Source organism: Candidatus Marimicrobium litorale (assembly GCF_026262645.1).
Lineage (GTDB): Bacteria > Pseudomonadota > Gammaproteobacteria > Pseudomonadales > Halieaceae > Marimicrobium > Marimicrobium litorale.
The window spans coordinates 145,707-167,242 of sequence record NZ_SHNO01000002.1 but is presented as its reverse complement, the minus strand read 5'-3'; the positions used below and the strand labels follow the sequence as shown (position 1 = coordinate 167,242).

13 protein-coding genes and 1 pseudogene are annotated in these 21,536 nt (G+C 52.6%); 8 read left to right on the top strand and 6 right to left on the bottom strand.

The features are described from left to right. Positions 1–223: 223 nt before the first annotated feature. Entirely contained in the window at positions 224–508 is a 285-nt protein-coding gene (locus tag EYC82_RS17170) for an integrase core domain-containing protein (RefSeq protein ID WP_279250859.1), read from the bottom strand. 335 nt (positions 509–843) lie between these two features. Between EYC82_RS17170 and EYC82_RS17165 the strand changes: the two genes are divergently transcribed. The 4 genes from EYC82_RS17165 to EYC82_RS17150 are packed head-to-tail and all read left to right on the top strand — an operon-like array spanning position 844 to position 5,209. Then, positions 844–1,362 (top strand): (2Fe-2S)-binding protein, encoded by a 519-nt coding sequence (locus EYC82_RS17165; RefSeq protein WP_279250858.1) that lies wholly within the window; start codon positions 844–846, stop codon positions 1,360–1,362. After that, complete coding sequence (locus tag EYC82_RS17160; RefSeq protein ID WP_279250857.1) at positions 1,355–3,568, top strand: xanthine dehydrogenase family protein molybdopterin-binding subunit; 2,214 nt, start codon at positions 1,355–1,357, stop codon at positions 3,566–3,568. Before EYC82_RS17165 ends, EYC82_RS17160 begins: the two co-directional genes overlap by 8 nt. A 21-nt stretch (positions 3,569–3,589) precedes the next feature. Then, on the top strand, positions 3,590–4,246 hold the full coding sequence (locus EYC82_RS17155) for a nucleotidyltransferase family protein (protein ID WP_279250856.1): 657 nt from the start codon (positions 3,590–3,592) through the stop codon (positions 4,244–4,246). Between the two features lie 15 nt (positions 4,247–4,261). Then, positions 4,262–5,209 carry an XdhC family protein gene (locus tag EYC82_RS17150; RefSeq protein WP_279250855.1) on the top strand — a complete coding sequence of 316 codons (948 nt, stop codon included), beginning with the start codon at positions 4,262–4,264 and terminating at the stop codon, positions 5,207–5,209. Between the two features lie 155 nt (positions 5,210–5,364). On the opposite strand, the pseudogene EYC82_RS17145 reads toward EYC82_RS17150, so the two are convergent. Further along, positions 5,365–5,904: pseudogene (locus EYC82_RS17145) on the bottom strand (IS6 family transposase); the annotation flags it as partial. 31 nt (positions 5,905–5,935) lie between these two features. Here EYC82_RS17145 and EYC82_RS17140 point away from each other — a divergent pair. Further along, positions 5,936–7,819, top strand: a complete 1,884-nt coding sequence (locus EYC82_RS17140; RefSeq protein ID WP_279250853.1) for a glycosyl hydrolase family 18 protein — start codon at positions 5,936–5,938, stop codon at positions 7,817–7,819. Position 7,820: 1 nt separating this feature from the next. Here EYC82_RS17140 and EYC82_RS17135 read toward each other — a convergent pair whose 3' ends face one another. Next, positions 7,821–10,466, bottom strand: coding sequence for a hypothetical protein (locus EYC82_RS17135; RefSeq protein WP_279250852.1), 2,646 nt, complete (start codon positions 10,464–10,466; stop codon positions 7,821–7,823). 11 nt (positions 10,467–10,477) lie between these two features. Further along, positions 10,478–12,757, bottom strand: a complete 2,280-nt coding sequence (locus tag EYC82_RS17130; protein ID WP_279250851.1) for a glycosyltransferase family 2 protein — start codon at positions 12,755–12,757, stop codon at positions 10,478–10,480. Between the two features lie 720 nt (positions 12,758–13,477). Here EYC82_RS17130 and EYC82_RS17125 point away from each other — a divergent pair. Next, positions 13,478–14,152: an XrtA/PEP-CTERM system exopolysaccharide export protein gene (locus EYC82_RS17125; RefSeq protein WP_279250850.1), complete on the top strand. Its 675-nt coding sequence runs from the start codon at positions 13,478–13,480 to the stop codon at positions 14,150–14,152. 577 nt (positions 14,153–14,729) lie between these two features. Beyond that, positions 14,730–16,025 (top strand): hypothetical protein, encoded by a 1,296-nt coding sequence (locus tag EYC82_RS17120; protein WP_279250849.1) that lies wholly within the window; start codon positions 14,730–14,732, stop codon positions 16,023–16,025. A 129-nt stretch (positions 16,026–16,154) separates the two neighbouring features. Here the strand turns inward: EYC82_RS17120 and EYC82_RS17115 are convergent, their stop codons facing one another. Together EYC82_RS17115 and EYC82_RS17110 are read right to left on the bottom strand one after the other, a co-directional pair. Further along, on the bottom strand, positions 16,155–17,402 hold the full coding sequence (locus tag EYC82_RS17115; protein WP_279250848.1) for a sulfotransferase family protein: 1,248 nt from the start codon (positions 17,400–17,402) through the stop codon (positions 16,155–16,157). 412 nt (positions 17,403–17,814) lie between these two features. Further along, the gene (locus tag EYC82_RS17110) at positions 17,815–18,426 is read right to left on the bottom strand and encodes a glutathione S-transferase family protein (RefSeq protein ID WP_279250847.1); all 612 of its coding nucleotides are present in this window, start codon (positions 18,424–18,426) and stop codon (positions 17,815–17,817) included. 420 nt (positions 18,427–18,846) lie between these two features. Here EYC82_RS17110 and acnA point away from each other — a divergent pair, with 420 nt between their 5' ends. Beyond that, entirely contained in the window at positions 18,847–21,522 is a 2,676-nt protein-coding gene (acnA, locus tag EYC82_RS17105) for an aconitate hydratase AcnA (protein ID WP_279250846.1), read from the top strand. The last annotated feature ends 14 nt before the right edge of the window (positions 21,523–21,536 follow it).

Here is a 21,536-nt window from a genome sequence, read left to right as displayed (position 1 = left end):
TCACTATTTTTGTAAATATTTAATTTAAATATATCAATGATCTATCTAAATTTTTTAGTTGAGGCCGCCCCACCAATTATACATCCAGCAACATCCAGAAATGACCTTAAAGCCCTGTTTTTCATGGCTTTTTTGTTTACGCTCTCTCTGTACGCCGTCAGACCTTATGGGACCATTCGCCCCTATTTCTAAGAGACACTTTTCTGCCAGTTGTTTCTCCAGTTTAGCCTGCTAATCGCAGGTTGTGTATTTTCCGCTTCGTCATGGTCCTGGCTTTCACCGGGGCGCGTTGATCAAGTATCTCGTTACGCCTGCCCTCAAACACGTCAGCTGGTGTGACGTTGTCCAGGGACTCGTGATAGCGCCCGTGGTTGTAATGATCCACCCACTCGGCGATGGCCTTTTCCAATCCCCACGGTGTGAAGAGACGCAGAGTGATCAGAATGGGAACGATTGCATGGACACCCAGACATCTCTGGGCCTGCCTCTCTGATTTGAAGCGCCGCATCCCAGATGCTTTCGCTTCAATCGGCGAATGTAGATGGCCCCAAACTTGGTGCACTAGGAGCGGATCGCTTCCCTGGAGACGGTAATTCCTCGTCAGCGCGCAGATCCTCGATATCTCGGTGGCTGCGGGTGAATACATAGTAAAGCCAGACTGCATAGAAAATGATAGCTGTAGGGAATTTATGTCATCTGTATGCGTTCATCGCCTGATTGTCTCAATCTGGGCAACTGAAATCGGCAGTACCGATGCACTGAGTGCCTGCTGCGCTAGCGGTGACAGTTAATCGCTTGTGATAATATCGGCGGCCATGACGTAGGGCGCTTGGAGATGATTCCTTGATTGAGTTTACTGTTAATAACCAGCCTGTTGCACTGGATGTCGACCCGCAAATGCCGCTGCTGTGGGCATTGCGGGAGAACCTGTCGCTGACCGGCACGAAATTTGGCTGCGGCATCGCCCAGTGTGGTGCCTGCACTATTCATTTGGACGGTGTGGCGGTGCGTGCTTGTGTCACGCCGGTGGCCAGTGCAGCGGGCCGCCACGTTACGACGATTGAAGGATTGTCACAGGGCGATCAATTGCACCCGGTGCAGCAAGCCTGGATTGATTACCAGGTGCCACAGTGTGGTTATTGCCAGTCCGGTCAGATTATGTCGGCTACGGCTTTGTTGGCAACTGAGCCTCAGCCCACCGACGAGGATATTCGCAGTGGCATGGCGGGTAATATCTGTCGGTGTGGCATGTATAGCCGCATTCACAAAGCAATTCGCTCGGCTGCCGATGGCGGCTTGGCTCTTTGGGAGCCTGACCATGGCGAACAGGGTGAGTTGCCAACGGGGGTGCAACGTGGGTAAGTGGACACGACGTGCTTTTATAACCACCGGTCTGCTGGGGGGCGGTGCTTTGGTGGTAGGTGTGGGCTTGCGGCTCGGCAATCGCAATGCACAGCTGGCACCGTTGGTGGCTGGTGATGGCGAACAGCTGGTTAATGCCTGGCTGAAAATTGGCGCAGATAACCAGGTGGTGGCAATCATACCGCACAGTGAAATGGGGCAAGGCGCCCAAACCGCATTGGCGCAGATGCTGGCCGATGAGCTCGATGCGCGCTGGGAGGATGTCTCATTTCTTGAAGCCCCGGCGGAAGACGCTTACGCCAACTGGGCGCTGGCCAAAGGGTTTGCTCTGGGCGGCATGGAGGTTCCCGCCGTGCTTGAAGCATCTATTAACGGGTTGATGTTTCAAACGACCAAGGCGATGAAAATGCAGATTACAGGCGGCAGCCTGAGTGTCCGGTCCACCGGTGTTTACGGTATGCGTGTGGCGGGCGCCGCTGCGCGCGAGTTGTTGATTCAAGCTGCTGCTGATACCTGGCAGGTTGATCCCGCATCATTGACGGCGCGTGATGGGCGCATTGTAGAGATTGCTGGCGAGCGCAGCGCACCCTTTGCAGAATTTGCGCCGGCGGCCGGCCGCCTGTCTTCTAACGCTTCGCCCACGCTGAAAAACCCGCAGGAATTTCGCATCATGGGTCATAGCAAGCCGCGCCTGGATATACCCGCCAAGGTGGATGGCACCGCGCAGTTTGGTATCGACGCCACCGTAGAGGGTATGTTTTATGCTGCCGCGCAAGCTGCGCCTGTCTTTGGTGCCAGTGTCGCCTCCTTTGATGCCAGCCGCGCCAAGAAGATGCCTGGCGTGTTGGATGTGGTAAAGATTGATGATGCCGTGGCCGTCGTCGCGGACAGCTACTGGCATGCCCGTCAGGCCATGGACCAGGTTGAGATCACTTGGACCAAAACTGACAACGACAGCCGTTCATCGGCGGGTTTCTTCCAACAATTTACCGCCGATATGCAGCGTGACCGGGATGCCGGTACCAGCACGGCCGATCTTGAAGAAGGCAATGTCAGCAATGTCATTGCTAATGCCGAGAAAGTCATCAGCCGCAGTTACCAGGTGCCTTGGTTGGCGCACACCTGTATGGAGCCGATGAATGCCCTGGCGCGGGTCGGTGTGAATGGCTGCGAGGTTTGGACTGGCACGCAAAATCCGCTGGGAACACGCCATGCGATTGCCGCAGCGCTGAATCTCGATGTCGAGCAGGTAACCCTGCATCAGCATCAGATGGGTGGCGGCTTTGGCCGTCGCTCCATGCCAGACACCGCCATTCAGGCCGCGAAGCTGGCGCGATTGGTGGGCAAGCCAGTTAAACTGATCTGGTCACGGGAGGAGGATGTGAAGCACGATTTCTATCGGCCGGCTGTGCGGTCTGAATTTCGTGCGGTTCTGAATGATGCGGGGAAACCATTGGCCTGGGAAAACCAGTTCGTCGACAAACATGAGCCGGTGGAAGCGCCCCATATTCCCTATGATGTGCCCAACCAGTATGTGCATCACACCGATAGCCCAACGCATGTGCCTTTCGGCGCGTGGCGCAGTGTAGACCACTCGCAACATGGGTTCTTCACCGAGTCATTTATAGACGAGCTTGCCTACGAAGCCGGTGTCGACCCTTATCAGTACCGTCGCGAACTACTGGCACACAGGCCTCGACACCTCGCGGTACTGGACAAAGCGGCTGAGGAGGGCGATTGGGACACACCCATGAGCGAGGGTCGTGGGCGTGGCATCTCTCTACAAGAATCGTTTGGCACACTCGTTGCCCAGGTAGTCGAGGTGACCATTATCGAGGGTGACCTCAGTGTGGACCGAGTGGTTGTCGCGGTTGATCCGGGGTTTGCGGTATCGCCGGACGGGCTGACGGCACAGATGGAGTCGGGGGTAGTATACGGTTTGACGGCAGCCTTGTATGGCGAGATCTCTATCGAGAATGGCGCGGTTGCCCAGTCGAATTTCCATGACTATAGTGCATTGCGTATGGACAGCGCCCCTGTTATCGAAACCCATATCATCAATAGCATGGAACACTGGGGTGGCGCGGGTGAGCCGAGCACGCCTGGTATAGCACCTGCACTGACCAATGCCATTTACGCGGCACGTGGTGTACGCATTCGTGAATTACCGATCGGAAAGTTTGAGCTTGGCCCCAGCAGTGTTTAGCGCCGCTCTGCGCGTATCGAGATGAATGCCCTGAATTCGGATCAAGCTCACCAGAATGTCAGCAATGACAGTCCACTTTGCGTCGCTGCGATTGTGCTGGCTGCAGGGTGTTCTCGCCGCATGGGCGTAGACAATAAATTGCTTCTGGACCATAACGGTAGCCCTTTGGTGCGCTGCAGCGTGGAGAATGCGATAGCGAGCGCTGTCCACACGACCTTTGTCGTATTGGGTCACGATGCTGGCAGTGTCGCAGAGGCCCTCGAAGGCCTCACGTTCGAGCCAATAAGCAATACGCACTACTCGCAGGGGATGTCGTCTTCTTTAGTTGCCGGTGTGAATGCGGCGCGCGGCTTTGACGCTGTGGCAATATTGTTGGCAGACATGCCACTGATCGCATCCGCAACGATAGACGTACTACTACGGGCTTGGGCAACACAGGACTCGCCGGCCATTATTGTCCCAACTCGCGGCGGCAGGCGAGGCCATCCGGTTATTTGGCCCGCAGTTCTCTTTCAGGAGCTGATGCAGTTGAACGGCGATACGGGCGGTAAGCGGCTGCTGCAGAAATACTCTGATCTGGTGCTGGAGGTCAGTGTCAGCACAGACACTATTTTTATGGATATCGATACGCCAGCAGACATGGAAGTCGTCAAAGTATCGAGTGGAAGCGCGAGCTGACCCGGTGATGATTCCGTGAAAAATATCACACTGGCCGTATTGCAAAACGCTTGTGCCTGGCGCCAATCGGGCGCGCACCCCTGGTTATGCACGGTTGTCAGTACGCTGGGCTCATCACCGCGGCCGGTGGGCTCGTTAATGGCCTGTATTGAGTCCGGCGAACAGATCGGATCTGTGTCCGGCGGCTGCGTTGAGGAAGATCTGCTGGAAAAAATAGGGCACGGCGATATTGCGGCGTCTTGCGCGCAGGTTGTGGAATACGGGCTGGACCCGGACCAGAATGAACGCCTCGGCCTCCCGTGTGGTGGCAGAATATCAGTGCTGGTTGAGCCATTTGACGATAGTAGCCTGCAGTGGGCAGCCGACGTGATCGACGCACTGAAGGCGCGGCGCAGTGTGCTGCGCCAGTTTGACGTTGGGAGCAATGAGACGCACGTCATGCCTGTCGAGGCCGTGCTGGAGACGACCTTCGACGGCTCTACCCTGCGACACTTCTTTGGCGCACGACAGCGTATTGTATTGATAGGTGCAGGCCAGCTGGCTGTGGCCATTGCCGAGCTTGCTCAGGCATTGGATTTTGAGGTTATTGTGACGGATCCACGAGCGCAGATGCTGCAACTCTGGGAGGGGCCTGATGTCACACTGCGTGGCGGTATGCCGGATGATGTTATTCGCGAGCTTGGTATTGATGCACACACTGCGATTATTACACTGAGTCACGATCCACGTATTGACGACATGGCGTTGATGGAGGCGCTCGAGCAGGAGGCCTGGTACGTCGGAGCACTGGGCTCGCAAAAAACAACCGAAAAACGGTTAATGCGACTGCGTATGCTGGAGCTCGCCGAAAGCGATATTGCCAAGCTGCATGCCCCCGTGGGCTTGTCCATCGGTAGTAAAACACCGGTAGAGATCGCCGTTGCAGTTATGGCAGAGCTGATTCAGCTGCGTCGCCAGACGTAGTTCACTTACCGCTGAGTGACTACCCAGCCCTGTGATGCGTTGAATTACTGGAGAATGAGACTGCCAAGGACCGTAAAGAGACAATACGTGATGTATTTTTGTGCCGTGGGCTGTTCCATACGCAGAAGGTTTTCGGTAATTTCCGATTAGGCTTTTTTGAAGCAGTGCATTCCCCGCTCCCTCACCCTAGTCGCCGCATGATATTGCTCGGCCCGGTTATTCTCGTAACGCTGAGTACTGTGAATCGTCTCCGGTATCAACTCTCGCGGTGCAACGCCATAACTGCGTAGTTTATCCGTTACGATCTTCCTGTGTTCACCGGCATGAGGCCTGAGTAGACGACTGAAGAAACGTCTCGCAGCAACACCATTCCGCTTGGCCTGAAGATAGAAATTCCCCACTTCACCGTCCTGGTCTAGGGCTCGCCACAGATAGTGCTGCTTGCCATTGATCTTTACAAAGACTTCGGCGATGCAAAACGTGTCGCCGTAGCCTCGGTGCTTTCGCTTCCGCCTTCTGGCGTAAAGTGCGCCGGACTTGGTGCACCACAAGCGAATTGATTCGCGAGCAACAGTGATCCCGCGCTCGGCTGACAGATCTTCAATATCTCGGTGGCTGAGATTGAATCGGCAGTAGAGCCAAACGGTGTAGGAAATGATATCTGGCGGGAATCGGTGGCGTTTGTATGTATTCATCCGTCGACTCTATTGAATTTGGCCAGTTAAGATGTCAGAACCTACTTACGGCAAGATTCGTCCGAGTAGAGGAAGCATTAATACCCACTCGTTCTGCACAATCGATTATACTGTCGAGGTTACCGGGATTGGACAGATCAAAGTCGTTTTTGTTTCAAGACTCGGGACCATGCTCGACCACATTCGATCGCGTTATGGCCTACCTAAAATCGCAAGGACATCCATAGTGACCCGGCATATCCGCTTTTTTCTTTTGCTTCTGTTGCTGACTTATGGCGCTGGAATTCGAGCAAACTTCACTAATGGCGAGGCCCCCGAACAGATTGATTGCATGACGTCAGAATTTTCACAACAAGGCAGTGAATATTGGCAAATCGTTACGCTGACTTTGACCAATGCGTGTCATGACAACATTGATCTAAACAACGTACTGATCGACTTTAGAGACGACCAACCAATTGAAAACATCTGGTACACCGACACGGTCAATACCTCCTATCCCAAGATCAAGTGGTCGTCAGAAACTGACGTCCACCGAGTAGCGCTGGTTTTCGAGTCGGGCCCATACGTTCGCTCAACATTGCAGCCCAAACAGGCTATCGCACTCAATTACGGCGTTCCGCGTATCGCCTACGTCTCAGAATCCGCAGCGGTTTATTCGGTGAAAAAGGATGTGCAGATAGCCTCTTCAGCAACGGAGGCTTCACATTATTCGCCACGGAAACCTTCGGCAATTGCATCTGCCAAAACGAATGAGCCGCCTACCGGTCTCCCAAAAATTCAACGCATGATTGGCTATCTACCCTTAAACTGGAATAATTCGGGTAGCCACATACACTCTGTAGTGTCCCCTCGCGAGCTGTCCGATGCAAACTATACCCATATCCTAATCGCATTTGGCGTGTTCAGCGTTGACGCAAATTGCGCCATCAACAAAGCGTGTATTGTACTGTCACCTGATAGGCACGGTGATGTTCAGATCACCTCCGGCGATGGTTCGCAAAAAATCGACCTTAAAACGTATGTAATGCAGTTACAGCAGCAAGGCATTAAGGTTTTACTGTCTTTGGGGGGTGCCTCATCGAGTTTCGGTACAGTTGACTTTGAACGCAGCTTCAACATCGTTCAAAAAAGCCAGGCCTCTTTTGCCAACACTGCGCGCGCCTATACTGATTCTATCTCTCGCTTGATCGAGCGTTTTAACTTTGACGGCATTGATATCGACATTGAAACGGGTTTGTCAGCGCCGGCAAGCACGGATCTGATCACAGCGGGCAGTGTAGAAACCTGTGAGAAATTCTTTAGCGCAACAACCGGCTTAACGACTCAAAGCGGCAGCGTCTGCGCGATGACAGAAGTTGTTCATCAGTTGGTCGCTCGACACCCCACCATCATTATATCGCTGGCGCCACAGACTCAGAATATCGCTGCCAACCGGCTAATACAGGGGCCGACCTTGAACTATTCAGCGCTCATCGCCAACACCCGCGATCACCTTTCATGGGTTGGCGTACAGATCTATAATTCCGGCGGTATGTATGGTCCTGATGGTGAACTACAACCGATCACTGCCGACAACCAGGCCAATGCCTCCGTCGCCATGGCCCTCAACCTACTCGAGCTGTGGGCTCAAGGAGCACCGTTTTTCTTTATCAATAATACGCAGGCGCTACTCAAACCGCAGCAGGTCGTTCTTGGGTACCCCGCGAGTAATGGAAGAAGATCAGACGGTTTACCCAGTGGCGACTTAAACGCCATTATCGAAGCAGTTAGCTGCCTTAACCGCAGCACTCACTGCGAGCACATTGCCCCGCGAGTTGCCCTATCGCAGCCTATTGGCGGGGTGTTCACTTGGAATGTTAACTTTGACCGGGCCAACGGTTTTATCTTCGCCAAAACGTTAATGGCCCAGTGAGTCACCTATTCGCCTGCAGCTGCTCAATACGCGTCAGCAACGCAATATAATCAGGGTGGCTGGGCATATACTGTTCCCCCAGCGCTGCCAGTTCTTTTTCAAGTTTTACCATTTGCACGTCAGGTAGCCGCGAGTTTCTGCCCAATTTACACGCTTGGTCAGAACAGTCGATGGCATCTTCGACCAGTGTCCAGTCTTGATCCTTCATGGAGACATCATAGATACCTCTGAGCACCGAATATCGCTGCGCACCACTTTGACTGGGATGAATTACAACTACACCACCGGTGCTTCCCTGCTGACCATCGTCGATGCGAATCTCCACCGAAGCAGCTGCCTCACCCAGATCAACCGTCAGGTCCGCCGCAATTCTACCCGCATCACAATGATCAGAACGGCAGTCAACAGCATCTTTGATTAACTCTGACGCGCCTTGTTTAAAGATGAGATCGTACTGGGTCAAGAACACGTGATACGTCTTGTGGCCGCTTTGCGCCGTGAGCAGCTGAACCAATGGCCCTGAACTGCCAGCGCGCCCATCTGCAACCCGTATCTCCATCGATATATCCTCAAGATTTTGAAAATCGACGGACAGCGTCGCAGCAATATCACCAGGACTGCAATTGTTATTAGTACAATCCACCGAGTCAACAATGAACCTGGATGGCCCCATCTCGAATACCAGATCATAATGACCGCGCAGGACCTTATAGGTTTTTTGGCCACTCTGAGCCGTTCGGACATCGATGATTTGCCCGGTCGTCCGCGGAACGGCGTCTGGTTGATGAAGCGCCATCGCGATGTCGGTCAATCCTTCGTAATCTACCGCTAAGGTCGAGGTGATGTTGCCGGCAGTGCATGAGCTACTCTCACAGTCGACGCTGTCGAGAATCAGCTCACTCGAGCCAACCTTGAAGACAAGGTCGTAGGATCCCTTCCATAACTTATAGGTCTTCTGACCGCTTTGTACAGCATGCGATTGAACAAGAGTCCCGGCACCTGAGACGCCATCATCATCTTCACGGATTTCCAGAGTAACCCCGCTCAGGCCGCCATAGTTAACCAGAAGGGACGCGGCTCTTCCGCTCTGATTGCAGCTGCCGCCCTCGCAATTCACGGCCCCCAAAAATTCCCAAGGGTGATCGTAAGAACGCTCAGAGTTGTAGACTGGAGGCTCTCCTTGTGTCCACCACCGAGCGCGAAACATCATATCGTCGTGTACCGCTTCATCGTCAGCTAAAAACACCCGTTCAGGCGTCCACTTAATCCTGTCGCTGGCGTTCGCGTTTGCCAATTGGACAGCCTTTCGATCGCTTTCCAGAACCGGCCCCAGATAAAGCCACGGGCTATCCCAGGTGTTGAGAACCGGCGCATCGGGTTGCTTGCCTCGGGTCTGCCATTTCGCTTTATAAACGCGTCCCTGCCAAACTACTTTTTCAGTTTCGTCATAGGCAGTCTGCTGGTGCCAAAGCGGGTAAGGGTAAAACTCCGCGCGATTCATTGCGAGATCCAATGGGGACGAAACGTTTTTTTGACCACCGGCAGCTGTGTTGGCAAGAGAGGCCGGAAAACGATCGATGAACAACTTGGTAAACTGATACTTGATTTGGTCGATGCCGCTGCAGGTGCCAGACGCGTTTTTAATACCATCTCCAGCACCACAAGGTCGGTCTCGATTAAGCGTTAAGAAGGATACCCGCCCGACTTGGTGCTCGCGCAGGAAATCAACCAACGCATTGGCAGTCTTCAGCGTGAACGCCTCTCTTGCCGTTGGATTTTTTCCGATCATCGGGGTCACACCTATCATTCCCCATAGCTCAAGATCGTCTTTGGGCTGACCTGAGGCCAAAAAAATCGCCGCGAGCTGCTCCTTCGTCGCCATCAAGGAAAGCCGCGTCTGATCCCACAAGGAAAACTCTCTGGCTCTTTTTCCTGACAATCCATAGTCCATAGTCCTGACGTTAACGCCCGCCAGCTCGACCCCGGCGAGTAATGCACTTTCGATCATCGTGATCCCGCCCGCAGTTAGGCCCTCCATCGCGGCGGGCAGCGACAACCAAACTTGGATATTTGGATTGTCTTGCTGAACCCGCTGAAGAGCGGCAACTCGCCGTGTTGTGGCGACTGAGTCTGTAAGCACAGCGCTGCTTAAGTCGAAGTCCAGTATCTCTGATTCATAACGACTAATCACCGCTTGATAAGCCGCTGCCAAATCTTCCACGCTGCTATTCACCGATGCCATCTCGCTTGTAGCATCTCCTCCAAATGATAGTATCGCGACCCCCCCTTCCTCTCGAAACCGCACCAATCTGCGATCCAGGTCCAGTGCACGTGCCGCCGCATCCAAATCATAATAGGACCCCCATGTTGGCTCCCTGGGATCAAGCCTGCTCGCGACGATCGAACCGATCACTACATTATTGAGTAGCGAGTCCTCTTCGCTTTCGAAATACACCTCGGGTTTAGACGTGATATCGACATAAGGCGCAACCCAGGTTGGACCTGTGCCCTGCGCATAAACATACATATCGACAGCCGCTCGCCATACGGTCATGACTGCGAAACCTCCAAACCCTCCAACCAAAAGGGTTGCAAACAAGAGGCGGGCAATCGACAAACGGTTCGATTTTATAGCCTTATTTTCCATAACGACCTCCCTTATGCCCGACGAATTAAAGGCGAGGACGCACTTTCCGCAGCATCCTCAGGCGACGAGCTTGTCGCGACCTTCTCGGTCGCGACGTGGCTCGTAGGAAGCGAACTGCCGACATACAAAACCGATGCCCAGTCCGGAAGATCCTCTTCTGCAACCGGCACTGCGGCACGCAAGGGGACGTAAACAAAATTTTTCAGATTGTGAAAAATATCGAAAAAGAAGTTGGTCATCCCGATAAACCAAACACAGCCCAAGGAAAGCATGGCCAGATTCGCCACAGTAAAAATCATATGGAGATAATCCTGATCAATAACATCATTACGCAGGGTCCATACAGACCACACAAAGAAAGTGGCAACAACCCACAGTAGAGAGATTGGGGCCGGCGTTCTATCAGCGACTTTCGGGGTCCGTGCGAACGCGAGCTTGTGACCACCGATAATTTGAACAATCGACTCAATAGTCCCTACGATATTGACTGGTAGCAAAAGCAGATTAAAGCCGTAGATCGCAAGAATGTCCCGTTTGCGATAACCTAACCAACCCAGATCAAGCGTCATGGCGATAAAATACGGCAACGCAATTAAAATAGCCGTGCTGCTCAACAAGCCGTCTGCAAACGGGTAGAAAAATAAAATACATAGGCAGAGGCTTGTCCAAGCGATGGAGGTTAGATAGGAGACACGCAGAAATAGCTCCAGCACGCGAATCTTGTGCTTGTTTTTATCTTCTTGCCTGCGCTGCAGATTTTTCTCTTCTGGCCGGAGCTGCGGGTTCTTTTCTTTACCCGGCTGCGGCTGTTTTCTGTCTGTTTGCCGCCGCTGCTGGTTACGGTCCCTCTTCCAGAAAACGCTCAATAATTTCGGCAAGATAATCAGTCCGCCATTGGCCCAGCGTTGCCGCTGCACAACCAGCGTACCGAAGTCAGGTGGCGTGGCGCTATAACTCAGACGCTCGGGGTAGTTGTATATTTTCCAGCCCAGTCGCCTTAAACCGACACTCGATTCGGTATCTTCAATTACCGTTCGGTCACTGATGTATCGCCTGATTTCGAAGCCGTTCTCATCTTCACGCTCCTCGAGCTCCATCAGCGCTGATTTACGAATAACCGCGTTAGCACCGACCCAGAATGCAGCCTCATGGCGCTGCATACCTTGGTGCACGATATGTTGGATATCAGTCGTGGCACCGGCGATGCGCTCAATCGCCGCGGACGGCCCCGGAAAACTTATATAGGGCGTTTGCGCAACCGCTACCCGCTTGTTACACGCTTGCTCCATGTGATATACCAATCGTAAACAGTACTCTGGCAATAAAATACTGTCGGCATCCAATGTCAAAAGGTAATCGGAATCGGGTATCGCCAAATCGGCAGCGTGTCCCGAAGTAGGTTTCAGTACAGGCCCACGAGCCGAGGGGATTCTGGAATACCTCCCGCCCATTAAACCAATATAACTGTTCAGGTTCATCGCCTTGTTCGGTTCATGGGACAAAGATGCGAAACGCTTACGCTCGAAGTAGGAAATATCGGCCTGGAAAATGTTGACCAGGCGCAAATGCAGCTGACGCACTCGCGACACTGTCAGCAGTGCATCAGGCTCGACAGCTGCCGACCTTAGAGCGCTTGCCGTCACCCGTAAATCGGTCGCAATACGCTCTAGAACGTCTATCGCAAAAAAGCGATCAACATGATCATTTATCGGCATATTTTGACGCTCTAATTCAAACCAGCTCACGGCAGAATCGTAATGCTTGCTCAAGTTCAGCAACATTTCGGGACACATGCGTGCTTCAAGGTCACCTGACGTTTTTAGATCAAATGCAGAGAGCGCGCTTTTGAACTCAGTGAACGGCTTTCTCAACTCGCAGGAGATTTGCTCAGCGACTGCCCTGGACGCTTCTAATATGGCCTGGTCCTCTGGGTCTGTTGGATAGGGTGGATCATCTACAAGCAGTACAACTTTGAGATCCGGATATTCTTGTAAAGCTGCAGACAAAACGGTTTGTCGAATCGTTCTTTCTTCTTCACGATAAGACGGGACCAGCACCGTGATGCTCGGAGCGTCGGTCTCCAGGCTGTCATCAATTTCATTCCGCTGGACACGCTGGTGCACTTTAATGCGCTCATAATGTCCTAGCCGAGTAATCATAAATGCCAGGCATGACATCGTGAGTAGCGTAACGGTTGTCACATAAGCGAGTGCTTCGACAACCGTAGCTGCATTGAGATCTAGCCCACTTAACCGGATACATTGTTCCACCACATAGGCCAGCCAGGCCACGACCGTAAAAAATATAGCAAATCTGGCGCCGGGAACGGTAAGCCGGCTCACAGCATTGGGTAAAACGTTGGTAAACTGAGAGCCCTGCTGCGACAGAAAAGTCTCTGATGTTGGTAGTTGATCCGGCATTCCTTGGTTCCTTTACACACGTTCAGTTTAGCGAGTAGCGCCAAAACCTCGTCAAAGCTTGTGTTGGCAATATTCGTGCCATTCTCCTTAAATGCATGATAAATAGGTATTTTTTTCCAATCCACATTTCAAGCAATGGGGAGGTGTAAAGAATTCCGTCAACAGCACTTTTACTGGTGACGAATCGAGAGGGCCGCAATTGAGCAACACAGCGGCGACAATAAATTGACCTGTCGATACGCGAGGCAGGCTTGCCAACTGCACTGTAGCTGCCCGGTTTATTGTTGTTAATGCGTTCTGGCGTGAGGTCCTGAAGCTGGCAGGAAAACACGGGGCATTGATGCGGCGCGTGCAGACACTAATCTAGCGCCTGATCAGTCTTGGTTTTCTCAGGCTTGAAACGAGCGCTGTTTTTTTCAGGCATTTTTTTGATCTAAAAGTCTTATAGTATATTACTCGGCATGAATGTCTCTGGCACAGTCAACACAAAACAAACACCTAAAAAAGGTTCAACCACAGTTTATGGCTGTATATTTTACCCACCTTGCAGACCGTTAAAGTTATACTGCTTGGTAAAGGAGTCAGGTAGTGATGAATATTTCACCGATTTTTTTCTCGCGTAATTTACGAGACCGCCGCAAGCATCTTGATCTACTGGTCGCTGCATCAATGGCCCTGGTTTTGACTGCTTGCGGTAGTTCATCGGGCACTCTGTCAGATATGTCGGATATGCCAGTTGATATTCAGGGATATAGTTCGCAAGAATACAAGATTGGCGTAGGCGACGAGATACGTGTAGAGGTATGGGGCGATGATAGGCTGAGCCTCGCCGTCCCTGTGAGGCCCGACGGCAAAATATCGATGTCACTGATCGGCGATGTAATGGCCGCAGGGTTCAGCACCGAGGCCCTCGGTGACTCTATCACCGACAAGTTATCTACATACATTAAAAACCCTCAGGTTTCTGTGATCGTAACCAACCCTAAAAGCTCTGACTTCCAGCAGCGCATACGAGTGACAGGTGCGGTCAATAGCCCGCAGTCGGTCCCCTATCGTAAAGGCATGACAGTGTTAGATTTGGTGTTACTCGCTGGTGGCCCCAACGAGTTTGCAGTATCCAATGATTCAAAGCTCTATCGAAAATCTGAGGGCCAGGTGAAAGTGTATCCTGTTTATCTGGACGATATTTTGCAAGCGGGCAAGCTGGAATCAAATTATATGTTGATTCCCTCTGATATCGTCACCGTTCCCGAGCGCTCATTCTAGGCAACTTTTTAGCGGCGAGGGCGTTACAGGTGCATGTCAACAACATTTAGATCTGAGTCGCTCAAGGCTACAGGGGGTGAGATTATCGCGTGCCGCTCTTGGATGGTTGGCGGCTTTGTTATCGCTTATTTGGGCTTTGCAGTGATGGCGGAACATTGAACTGAACGTGATAAAATAGAGACTATGCTCAATGCTGATTTATCGAGCCGGTGTTGCGAGGACGAGCGGAAATGAGTGGAATTCAGATTGAAAAGTGCAACTATTCTTGCATCAGTTGCGCAAGCACTGGCCAGGGTCCGTTATTTGCAGTTTTCAATGTGGTAGTTGGCGCGTTTAGATCGGGCAACGCGGAGCGGCGACCCGACGACGCTCTAAATGCCGATGAGTTTATTGAGCAGCCAATTGCATCCTACAAGCGCGCGTTACTAATCGCCGAGCATAAGCCAAATGCATTCAGGTCAAATAATTTCCACCGCACGAAGAGCGCCGTCAGAGCGCGAAGCGGCCAGCTTTGTTTATAAATAGAAGAGGTTAAATTGACCATCGGCGAAGTTCATGTCGGAGACCGCTGGCTATAATGACTCGAAAACGTCAAAAAGCGCTCGGCTTCACGCCGCTGACATTACCGCTACTGGCACTATCGCTGCAGTCTCTGCAGGCGTCGCCACTGGAGACGACGATCGAGCTCGGCGCTGGTTTAGAGTACTCCACCAATTCGCTGAAAACGCCCACAGAAGAGCGCTCTGAGTTCGAGCAGCAGGCCATTGCAGCGTTGGGTTTGGCTTATGAAAGTACCTCAATAATCGCTGAAATAGACTACATCGCCAGATTCACCGCCTATGATAAGAATACTCAAAGCAATCAGACCGAACTCACTGGTGACGCCTCCATAGTCTATGAACAAATGGATGAGCGATTATATTGGACACTGGAAAACAACCGTCGAAATCTTGTCAGGGATCGAGCCTTGGCGAATACTCAGTCTAATCGCGAAGTCCGCGCCATTACGACGATCGGCCCTGACTTCATACTGCGGCCCTCGGAGTCCGATGCACTGTATACCGGCTTGTCGTATTCCGAAACAACCTACGACGATAGCGACCAGCAAAATTCAAACAGTATCGGAGCCAATATTAGTTGGCAACGCAGTTTATCTGAAGTTGATGTCGCCTCCCTCAACGTAGACTATCAAGACGTTAAGTTTGATGCCGGCCTTGGGGACAATCAATACTACCGAGCGACCATCGGTTACAGTACATCGCTGTCGAAACTCAGCTACAACATTGATATTGGCTACAATACATCACAACGCAAATCGGGTGATGCTAGTGGGGGTTACTTTCAGGGTGAAGCAACTTACTCGGGCGGTTCCTCTAGCTGGCGACTGGCTGCAGTGCATGAATTGACAGATACGTCACGGGGAGGAGGAATCGGAGACTTTGTCGACATAGGGGATTTTTACAACAGCGCTCTGGAAGTCGATGTCTTTGAGCGAACCAATCTAGAGGTCGAGTATATTGGCTCAGCTGTATGTCGGGCTTGCCTATTCAGTGCTGGGATTTTTTTAGAGTCAGAAGATTATGAAGAGCTAGATAATGATTCCGATGAGTATGCCTTCGGAACGTCTCTCACTTACCAGATAACTCGTTTGGTGAGTACAGGGGTACTGCTTGGCTACCGGGATTTCAGATTCAAAAATAACAATGCCCGGGATGACTATCGTATTTTTAATGTTGGCCTGGAGGTTAATCAAACACTGACGCGTCAATTTTCAGTCGTCTATTCACTGGGTTATGAAGCGGGAGATTCCAGCGCAGCGCTGGGTGATTATGATGAATCACGCGTTGGGATTTGGGTCTTGTATCTATTTTAATGATTTCTTGACGACAGCAGTGACTCGTCGATCTGCCGCTCACCGTCAGTGCACGCCACCCCATTACATACTGGGCGGGTAATTAAAAACCGATAAAAAGATTTTTTACCAAAAAAATAAGCAGGGTGCTCACAGGTCAAAATCTTCAACATACCCCTGCAATCTCTCTCGCATCACACCGGCCGTTAGTCCAAAACCCTCCGGGCTATGCTCATGCCGGTGGTGGGGCGAATGTGCTGATGCATTTAGGAATACATTGATAGCGCTTTGTGCGGTTTCATCAAAACCTATATTCAAGTCCTCGTAGATTCGGCGTACCGCATGCAGAGGGTTTGTTCTTAAATCCGTTTGTCGCACATCCGTATAGCAGTTTTTGGGCAAACTCTGCCGAACCCGCATGGCATCCTCCAGACCTTCAGGCCAATACCCGTTGATAATTTCCTTGCCGACCGATTGGGCATCAACTGCATCACTGAACAATGAACGCGTGTTGGCATACAGGCTGCAAATGGATGATAAAGATTGCGCCGGATCGCGGTGCGTAAAAATAAATTTTGCGTTTGGAAAAATCTCAACAATTGCTCTAAGGTTAAAGGCATGTGCGGGATCTTTGAGGATGAAGCGCTCCCCCGAAGACCTGAAGTGCTGGATAATCTTCAGCTGCCGTAGATAACCCCGGTAGGCGACAGTTGCGTCCTGCGATTTCAACCACAAAACATACTCTGGCACACGATACTGAATATCAAACTGTATGGTCCGAAATTCATTCATGAACAGGGCAACACATTCCTCGGCTGACTCTGCAGTCATGGGGTGGATTGCCTGGTAATTCGGCGCTATCTGGTCCAATTGTTTGAGCATTTTGACGAGGCGCTCAATCCTGTTATCCAGACCTGTCGACGGAGGTATCGGTTCATAGCTTTCCCAGTAGGGAATCGTTCGGTGGCGCGGGTCCTGCGCAAGTAATGTGTGCAACCAGGTGGTGCCTGTTCTTGGCATACCAATAATAAAAATTGGCTCCGGTATCACCGTCTCCAGAATAGACGGCTGAGACTGGATTAGCGCCTGAATGCGCAAATGATTTCTGGCCATGCGCTTTGAGTCATCAAAAGCAGAGATGCGACCAACGAAATTCAGGCTGGTACTGTTACCAATGGAATCAACCAGGTGATCCAGCGCGGACGCGGCTTCCTTGCTGGGCTCAGGGGCGATGTCTCCCGCCAATGAGCTATTTTTCTGCGCCGCGCGCCACAAATTATTGGCGTCTGGCCGCATATAGGCCGGAGCTAGCTTGCCCACCAGGTTTAGGGCTCGCATTGTACGGTTGCGTGTCTGTGTGGCCGTCGTAAACTGCTGTAGGTGGTAAGTCTTGCTCATGGCACGCTCCATACCCTCCAACATGAGTTTTTAGTGAGGTCGTTAAAGTGACCGCTTTCGCCTCGCAGCGGTCATTTGATTTTTCTTGCATTCGGACGCCAGATCGACCGAGTGCAACTAGAGTACTCGCAAAGTTTAAAGTGAGCCGCTATATTTTGCATGCCGAAGTAAAAGGTTAGCCACGCAAAGAACAAGCCTGACATAAGCTACAATTGAATTTTTGCGCTGACGAAACCCGCGGCCATATCACTATTATTTAATTATTTAATCTATATAAATCAATTATTTAACGGAATCTTCAGTTGCGGCCGCCGCCATCAATTCAATTACTGTATTTTCCGATACTTTCACAAATTCCTGAAACACAGGGCTTACTCTCTACGCCTCTTACGAAAATGTCCGATGGGTTACGTCAGCTACCCGCCGCCCGCTGAAAAGCTGGCCTGGCCGTCGCACGATCCACATAGGCCCGCACGCACGGCGTTTCCTCATTCACATAGCCCAGATAGTCGGCAATCATCAGCCCAAAAACGAGCATGATATCGGCCGCACTAAAATTATCGCCCAGTATCCATTCACTATTGCCCAGCGCCTGCTCGACCACATTCACAATCTGCTGGGCAACCTCACGCCCGCGATCGACTAATGCCGGCACTCGCCGCTCTTCCGGCATTGGACCGCTGTGCGCGGCAATCTCGCCCATAATCACCGTGAGCGGATTCTCACCATAATCCAGCCATTGAATCGCCAGTGCTCCGGCCTGGGTATTACGCGGCGGCATCAGTTGGCCTCCACCATACTTCGCATCGAGATACTGCAATATCGCGCTGGTCTCCCACAGCACAAAATCGCCGTCTTCGATTGCAGGCACTTTGCCCAGCGGGTTGATTGCCAGGTATTCGGGCCGTTGCATTGCGTCGCTGAACATCTCCACGGTTTCAAGCCGGTACTTGAGGCCTATTTCTTCACAGAACCAGACAACGCGGGTGGAGCGTGACATCGGGGAATGGTGAATGGTTATCATGGTTTGAGGGTCGCCTGCTCATTCGCTTGAGCGCCCATCATATTCAGAATAACGTGGGCGCGTCCAGACTTCGTCGATGTAGAAGGTGCCGCTGTAATGTGGGTGTTTGCGTGTCAAGCGGTGGGGAGAACTAGGCCTAAGTTTTAAACACCGCAGGCGGATTGATGCCCGACTAACGCTCATGCCTCTCGCGGCAAGCAGGCGCTCGCTATTGCGACAACTGCAATGCAATCGATAACAGCGTCAGACGGTATAAATGATGGTAGCGGGTGGGCGCTGGCGTCGCCTGCAGGTATCCACCCGCCGCTTCAAGCAACATAACACGCTTAGCTTACCGCTATCGCATAGCGGCCTGCCAGTACACTTTCAATCATTATCCTCTATACTTTACCTCCCTTTATTCACTCCAGGAACAGACCGGTGCCCTCATCAAAGAACTCCTTCAACACCCGCGCCACACTGACTGTGGACGACAAAACCTATCAGTACTTCGCCATTAATGGTGGCGACTTGGCGTCTCATAGCAGCGCGGCGCGCCTTCCGGTGTGTACTAAAATACTGCTTGAGAATCTGCTGCGACACGAAGACGGTGTCAGTTGCTCACGGGAAGACATCGAAGTGCTTGCGGCCAGTCGCGGGCATGGCAGTGACCAGGAAATTGCCTATCACCCCAGCCGTGTGCTGATGCAGGATTTTACCGGCGTTCCGGCCGTCGTCGACCTGGCCGCAATGCGCGATGCGCTGGTGAAGCGCGGTGTAGACCCCGAAAAGATCAACCCCTTATCACCGGTAGACCTGGTGATAGACCACTCTGTCAGCATCGATAATTTCGGCACGGAGAGTGCTTTTGAGCAGAACGTGGCGATGGAAATGCAACGCAATTTCGAGCGCTACCAGTTTTTGAAATGGGGCCAGGGTGCCTTCGACGATTTTCGTGTTGTACCGCCGGGCACCGGCATCTGCCACCAGGTCAACCTTGAGTACCTCGCCCAGGTAGTCGGCCAAAAAAGCACCGACGATGGCTTGATCGCAAGCCCCGATACCTTGGTAGGCACCGATAGCCACACCACCATGATCAACGGCCTCGGCGTGTTGGGCTGGGGCGTTGGCGGCATTGAGGCGGAAGCGGCGATGCTGGGGCAGCCCATTTCCATGTTGATTCCTGACGTGGTGGGCTTTGAACTCACCGGCCAAATGCGTGAGGGGATGACCGCCACCGACCTGGTATTGCAGGTGGTACAAATGCTCAGGTCACACGGCGTAGTCGGTAAGTTTGTCGAGTTCTTTGGCGATGGACTGGATCAACTGCCTCTGGCCGATCGCGCCACTATCGCCAATATGGCACCGGAATATGGCGCCACCTGCGGCTTCTTTCCGGTGGACGCGCAAACCATTGCCTACCTGAAGCTCAGTGGTCGCGATGCGCATACCATTGCGCGGGTAGAGGCCTATTGCCGGGCACAGGGCATGTGGCGCGACGAGCATTATGGTCAACCAGAGTTTTCCGCCACCTTGCAGTTAGATATGTCTACGGTAGAGGCGAGCGTGGCAGGGCCCAAGCGTCCGCAAGATCGTGTCGCCGTGACTCAACTGCGCGAAGCGACTGACCAGTTCATTGAACTGAACGGTAAATCGGCCCAACTGGACACCCCGTTCCCACTGGAACACAGCGATCAGCCCATGCATCACGGCGATGTCGCCATTGCAGCCATTACCTCATGCACCAATACATCAAACCCCGCTGTCATGATAGGCGCCGGCCTGGTGGCACAAAAGGCATTGGCACGCGGACTGAAGCGCAAACCCTGGGTGAAATCGTCACTGGCCCCGGGCTCAAAAGTGGTCACAGATTACCTGACCAAAGCCGGCCTGCAGCAATCGCTTGATGAGCAGGGTTTTAATCTGGTGGGCTATGGTTGCACCACGTGTATCGGCAACTCGGGCCCGCTGCCAGAAGCCGTGGCCGCGAACATCGCCGATAACGACCTTGTTGTCTGCGGCGTTTTGTCGGGCAATCGCAATTTTGAAGGGCGCATTCACCCCCTGGTGCAGGCCAATTGGCTGGCCTCCCCTCCTCTGGTCGTTGCCTATGCTCTGGCGGGGACCACCCGCATTGACCTCAGCCAAGACCCATTGGGCACAGACAACAATGGAGAGCCGGTATACCTGCACGATATCTGGCCGAGCAATGCCGAGATAGCAGAGATCGTACAGCGTGTTGATAGCGGCATGTTTGAAAAAGAATACGCCGCTGTATTTGACGGCGATGAAAGCTGGCGAGAGATCGACATCAGTGGCGGAGCAACCTATACCTTCTCCGACGCCTCTACCTATATTCAGCTGCCGCCCTTTTTCGAGGAGCAATACCGGGGTAACGAGGCGAATATTCTGGGGGCTCCCATGCTGGCTATGCTGGGCGACTCCGTCACCACAGACCATATCTCGCCCGCCGGAGCCATACCGCTGGATAGCCCCGCCGCCCAATACCTGCGCGATCACGGTATCGCGGAAGGAGACTTTAATTCCTACGGCTCACGCCGCGGCAACCATGAAGTGATGATGCGCGGCACCTTCGGAAATATTCGTATTCGAAATGAAATGACCCCGGACCTCGAAGGCGGCTACACGCGATTGAAGGGCGAATCACAGGCTCAGTTCATCTACGATGCCGCGATGGATTATGTGTCCAGGGGAGTCAGCACAGTTGTCGTCGGCGGCAAGGAATACGGCACGGGCTCCAGCCGCGACTGGGCCGCCAAGGGAACGCTATTACTCGGTGTCAAAGCCGTTATCGTAGAGAGCTTTGAACGCATCCACCGTTCCAACCTGGTCGGCATGGGTGTATTACCTCTGCAATTTATGCCCGGTGATACGCGTAAAACACTGCAGCTTACCGGTGATGAAACCTTCGACATTCTGGGCATTGACGGGAAGCTGCAACCGAAGCAAATTTTACCGGCGGTGGTTCATTACCCCGATGGCACGCAGCGTGATGTGCAACTGCAATCGCGGCTGGATACGCAGGTCGACGTTGAATACTATCGCGCTGGCGGCGTACTCACCTACGTACTCAACCGTATCGCTGAGGAGGCCTGATCGGACGATAGATC

Coding starts and splice junctions, on each gene's coding strand:
- EYC82_RS17170 (WP_279250859.1), bottom strand. CDS start 508: ATGCGGCGCTTCAAATCAGAGAGGCAGGCCCAGAGATGTCTGGGTGTC.
- EYC82_RS17155 (WP_279250856.1), top strand. CDS start 3,590: ATGAATGCCCTGAATTCGGATCAAGCTCACCAGAATGTCAGCAATGAC.
- EYC82_RS17140 (WP_279250853.1), top strand. CDS start 5,936: ATGTCAGAACCTACTTACGGCAAGATTCGTCCGAGTAGAGGAAGCATT.
- EYC82_RS17135 (WP_279250852.1), bottom strand. CDS start 10,466: ATGGAAAATAAGGCTATAAAATCGAACCGTTTGTCGATTGCCCGCCTC.
- EYC82_RS17125 (WP_279250850.1), top strand. CDS start 13,478: ATGAATATTTCACCGATTTTTTTCTCGCGTAATTTACGAGACCGCCGC.
- EYC82_RS17120 (WP_279250849.1), top strand. CDS start 14,730: ATGACTCGAAAACGTCAAAAAGCGCTCGGCTTCACGCCGCTGACATTA.
- EYC82_RS17115 (WP_279250848.1), bottom strand. CDS start 17,402: ATGAGCAAGACTTACCACCTACAGCAGTTTACGACGGCCACACAGACA.
- EYC82_RS17110 (WP_279250847.1), bottom strand. CDS start 18,426: ATGATAACCATTCACCATTCCCCGATGTCACGCTCCACCCGCGTTGTC.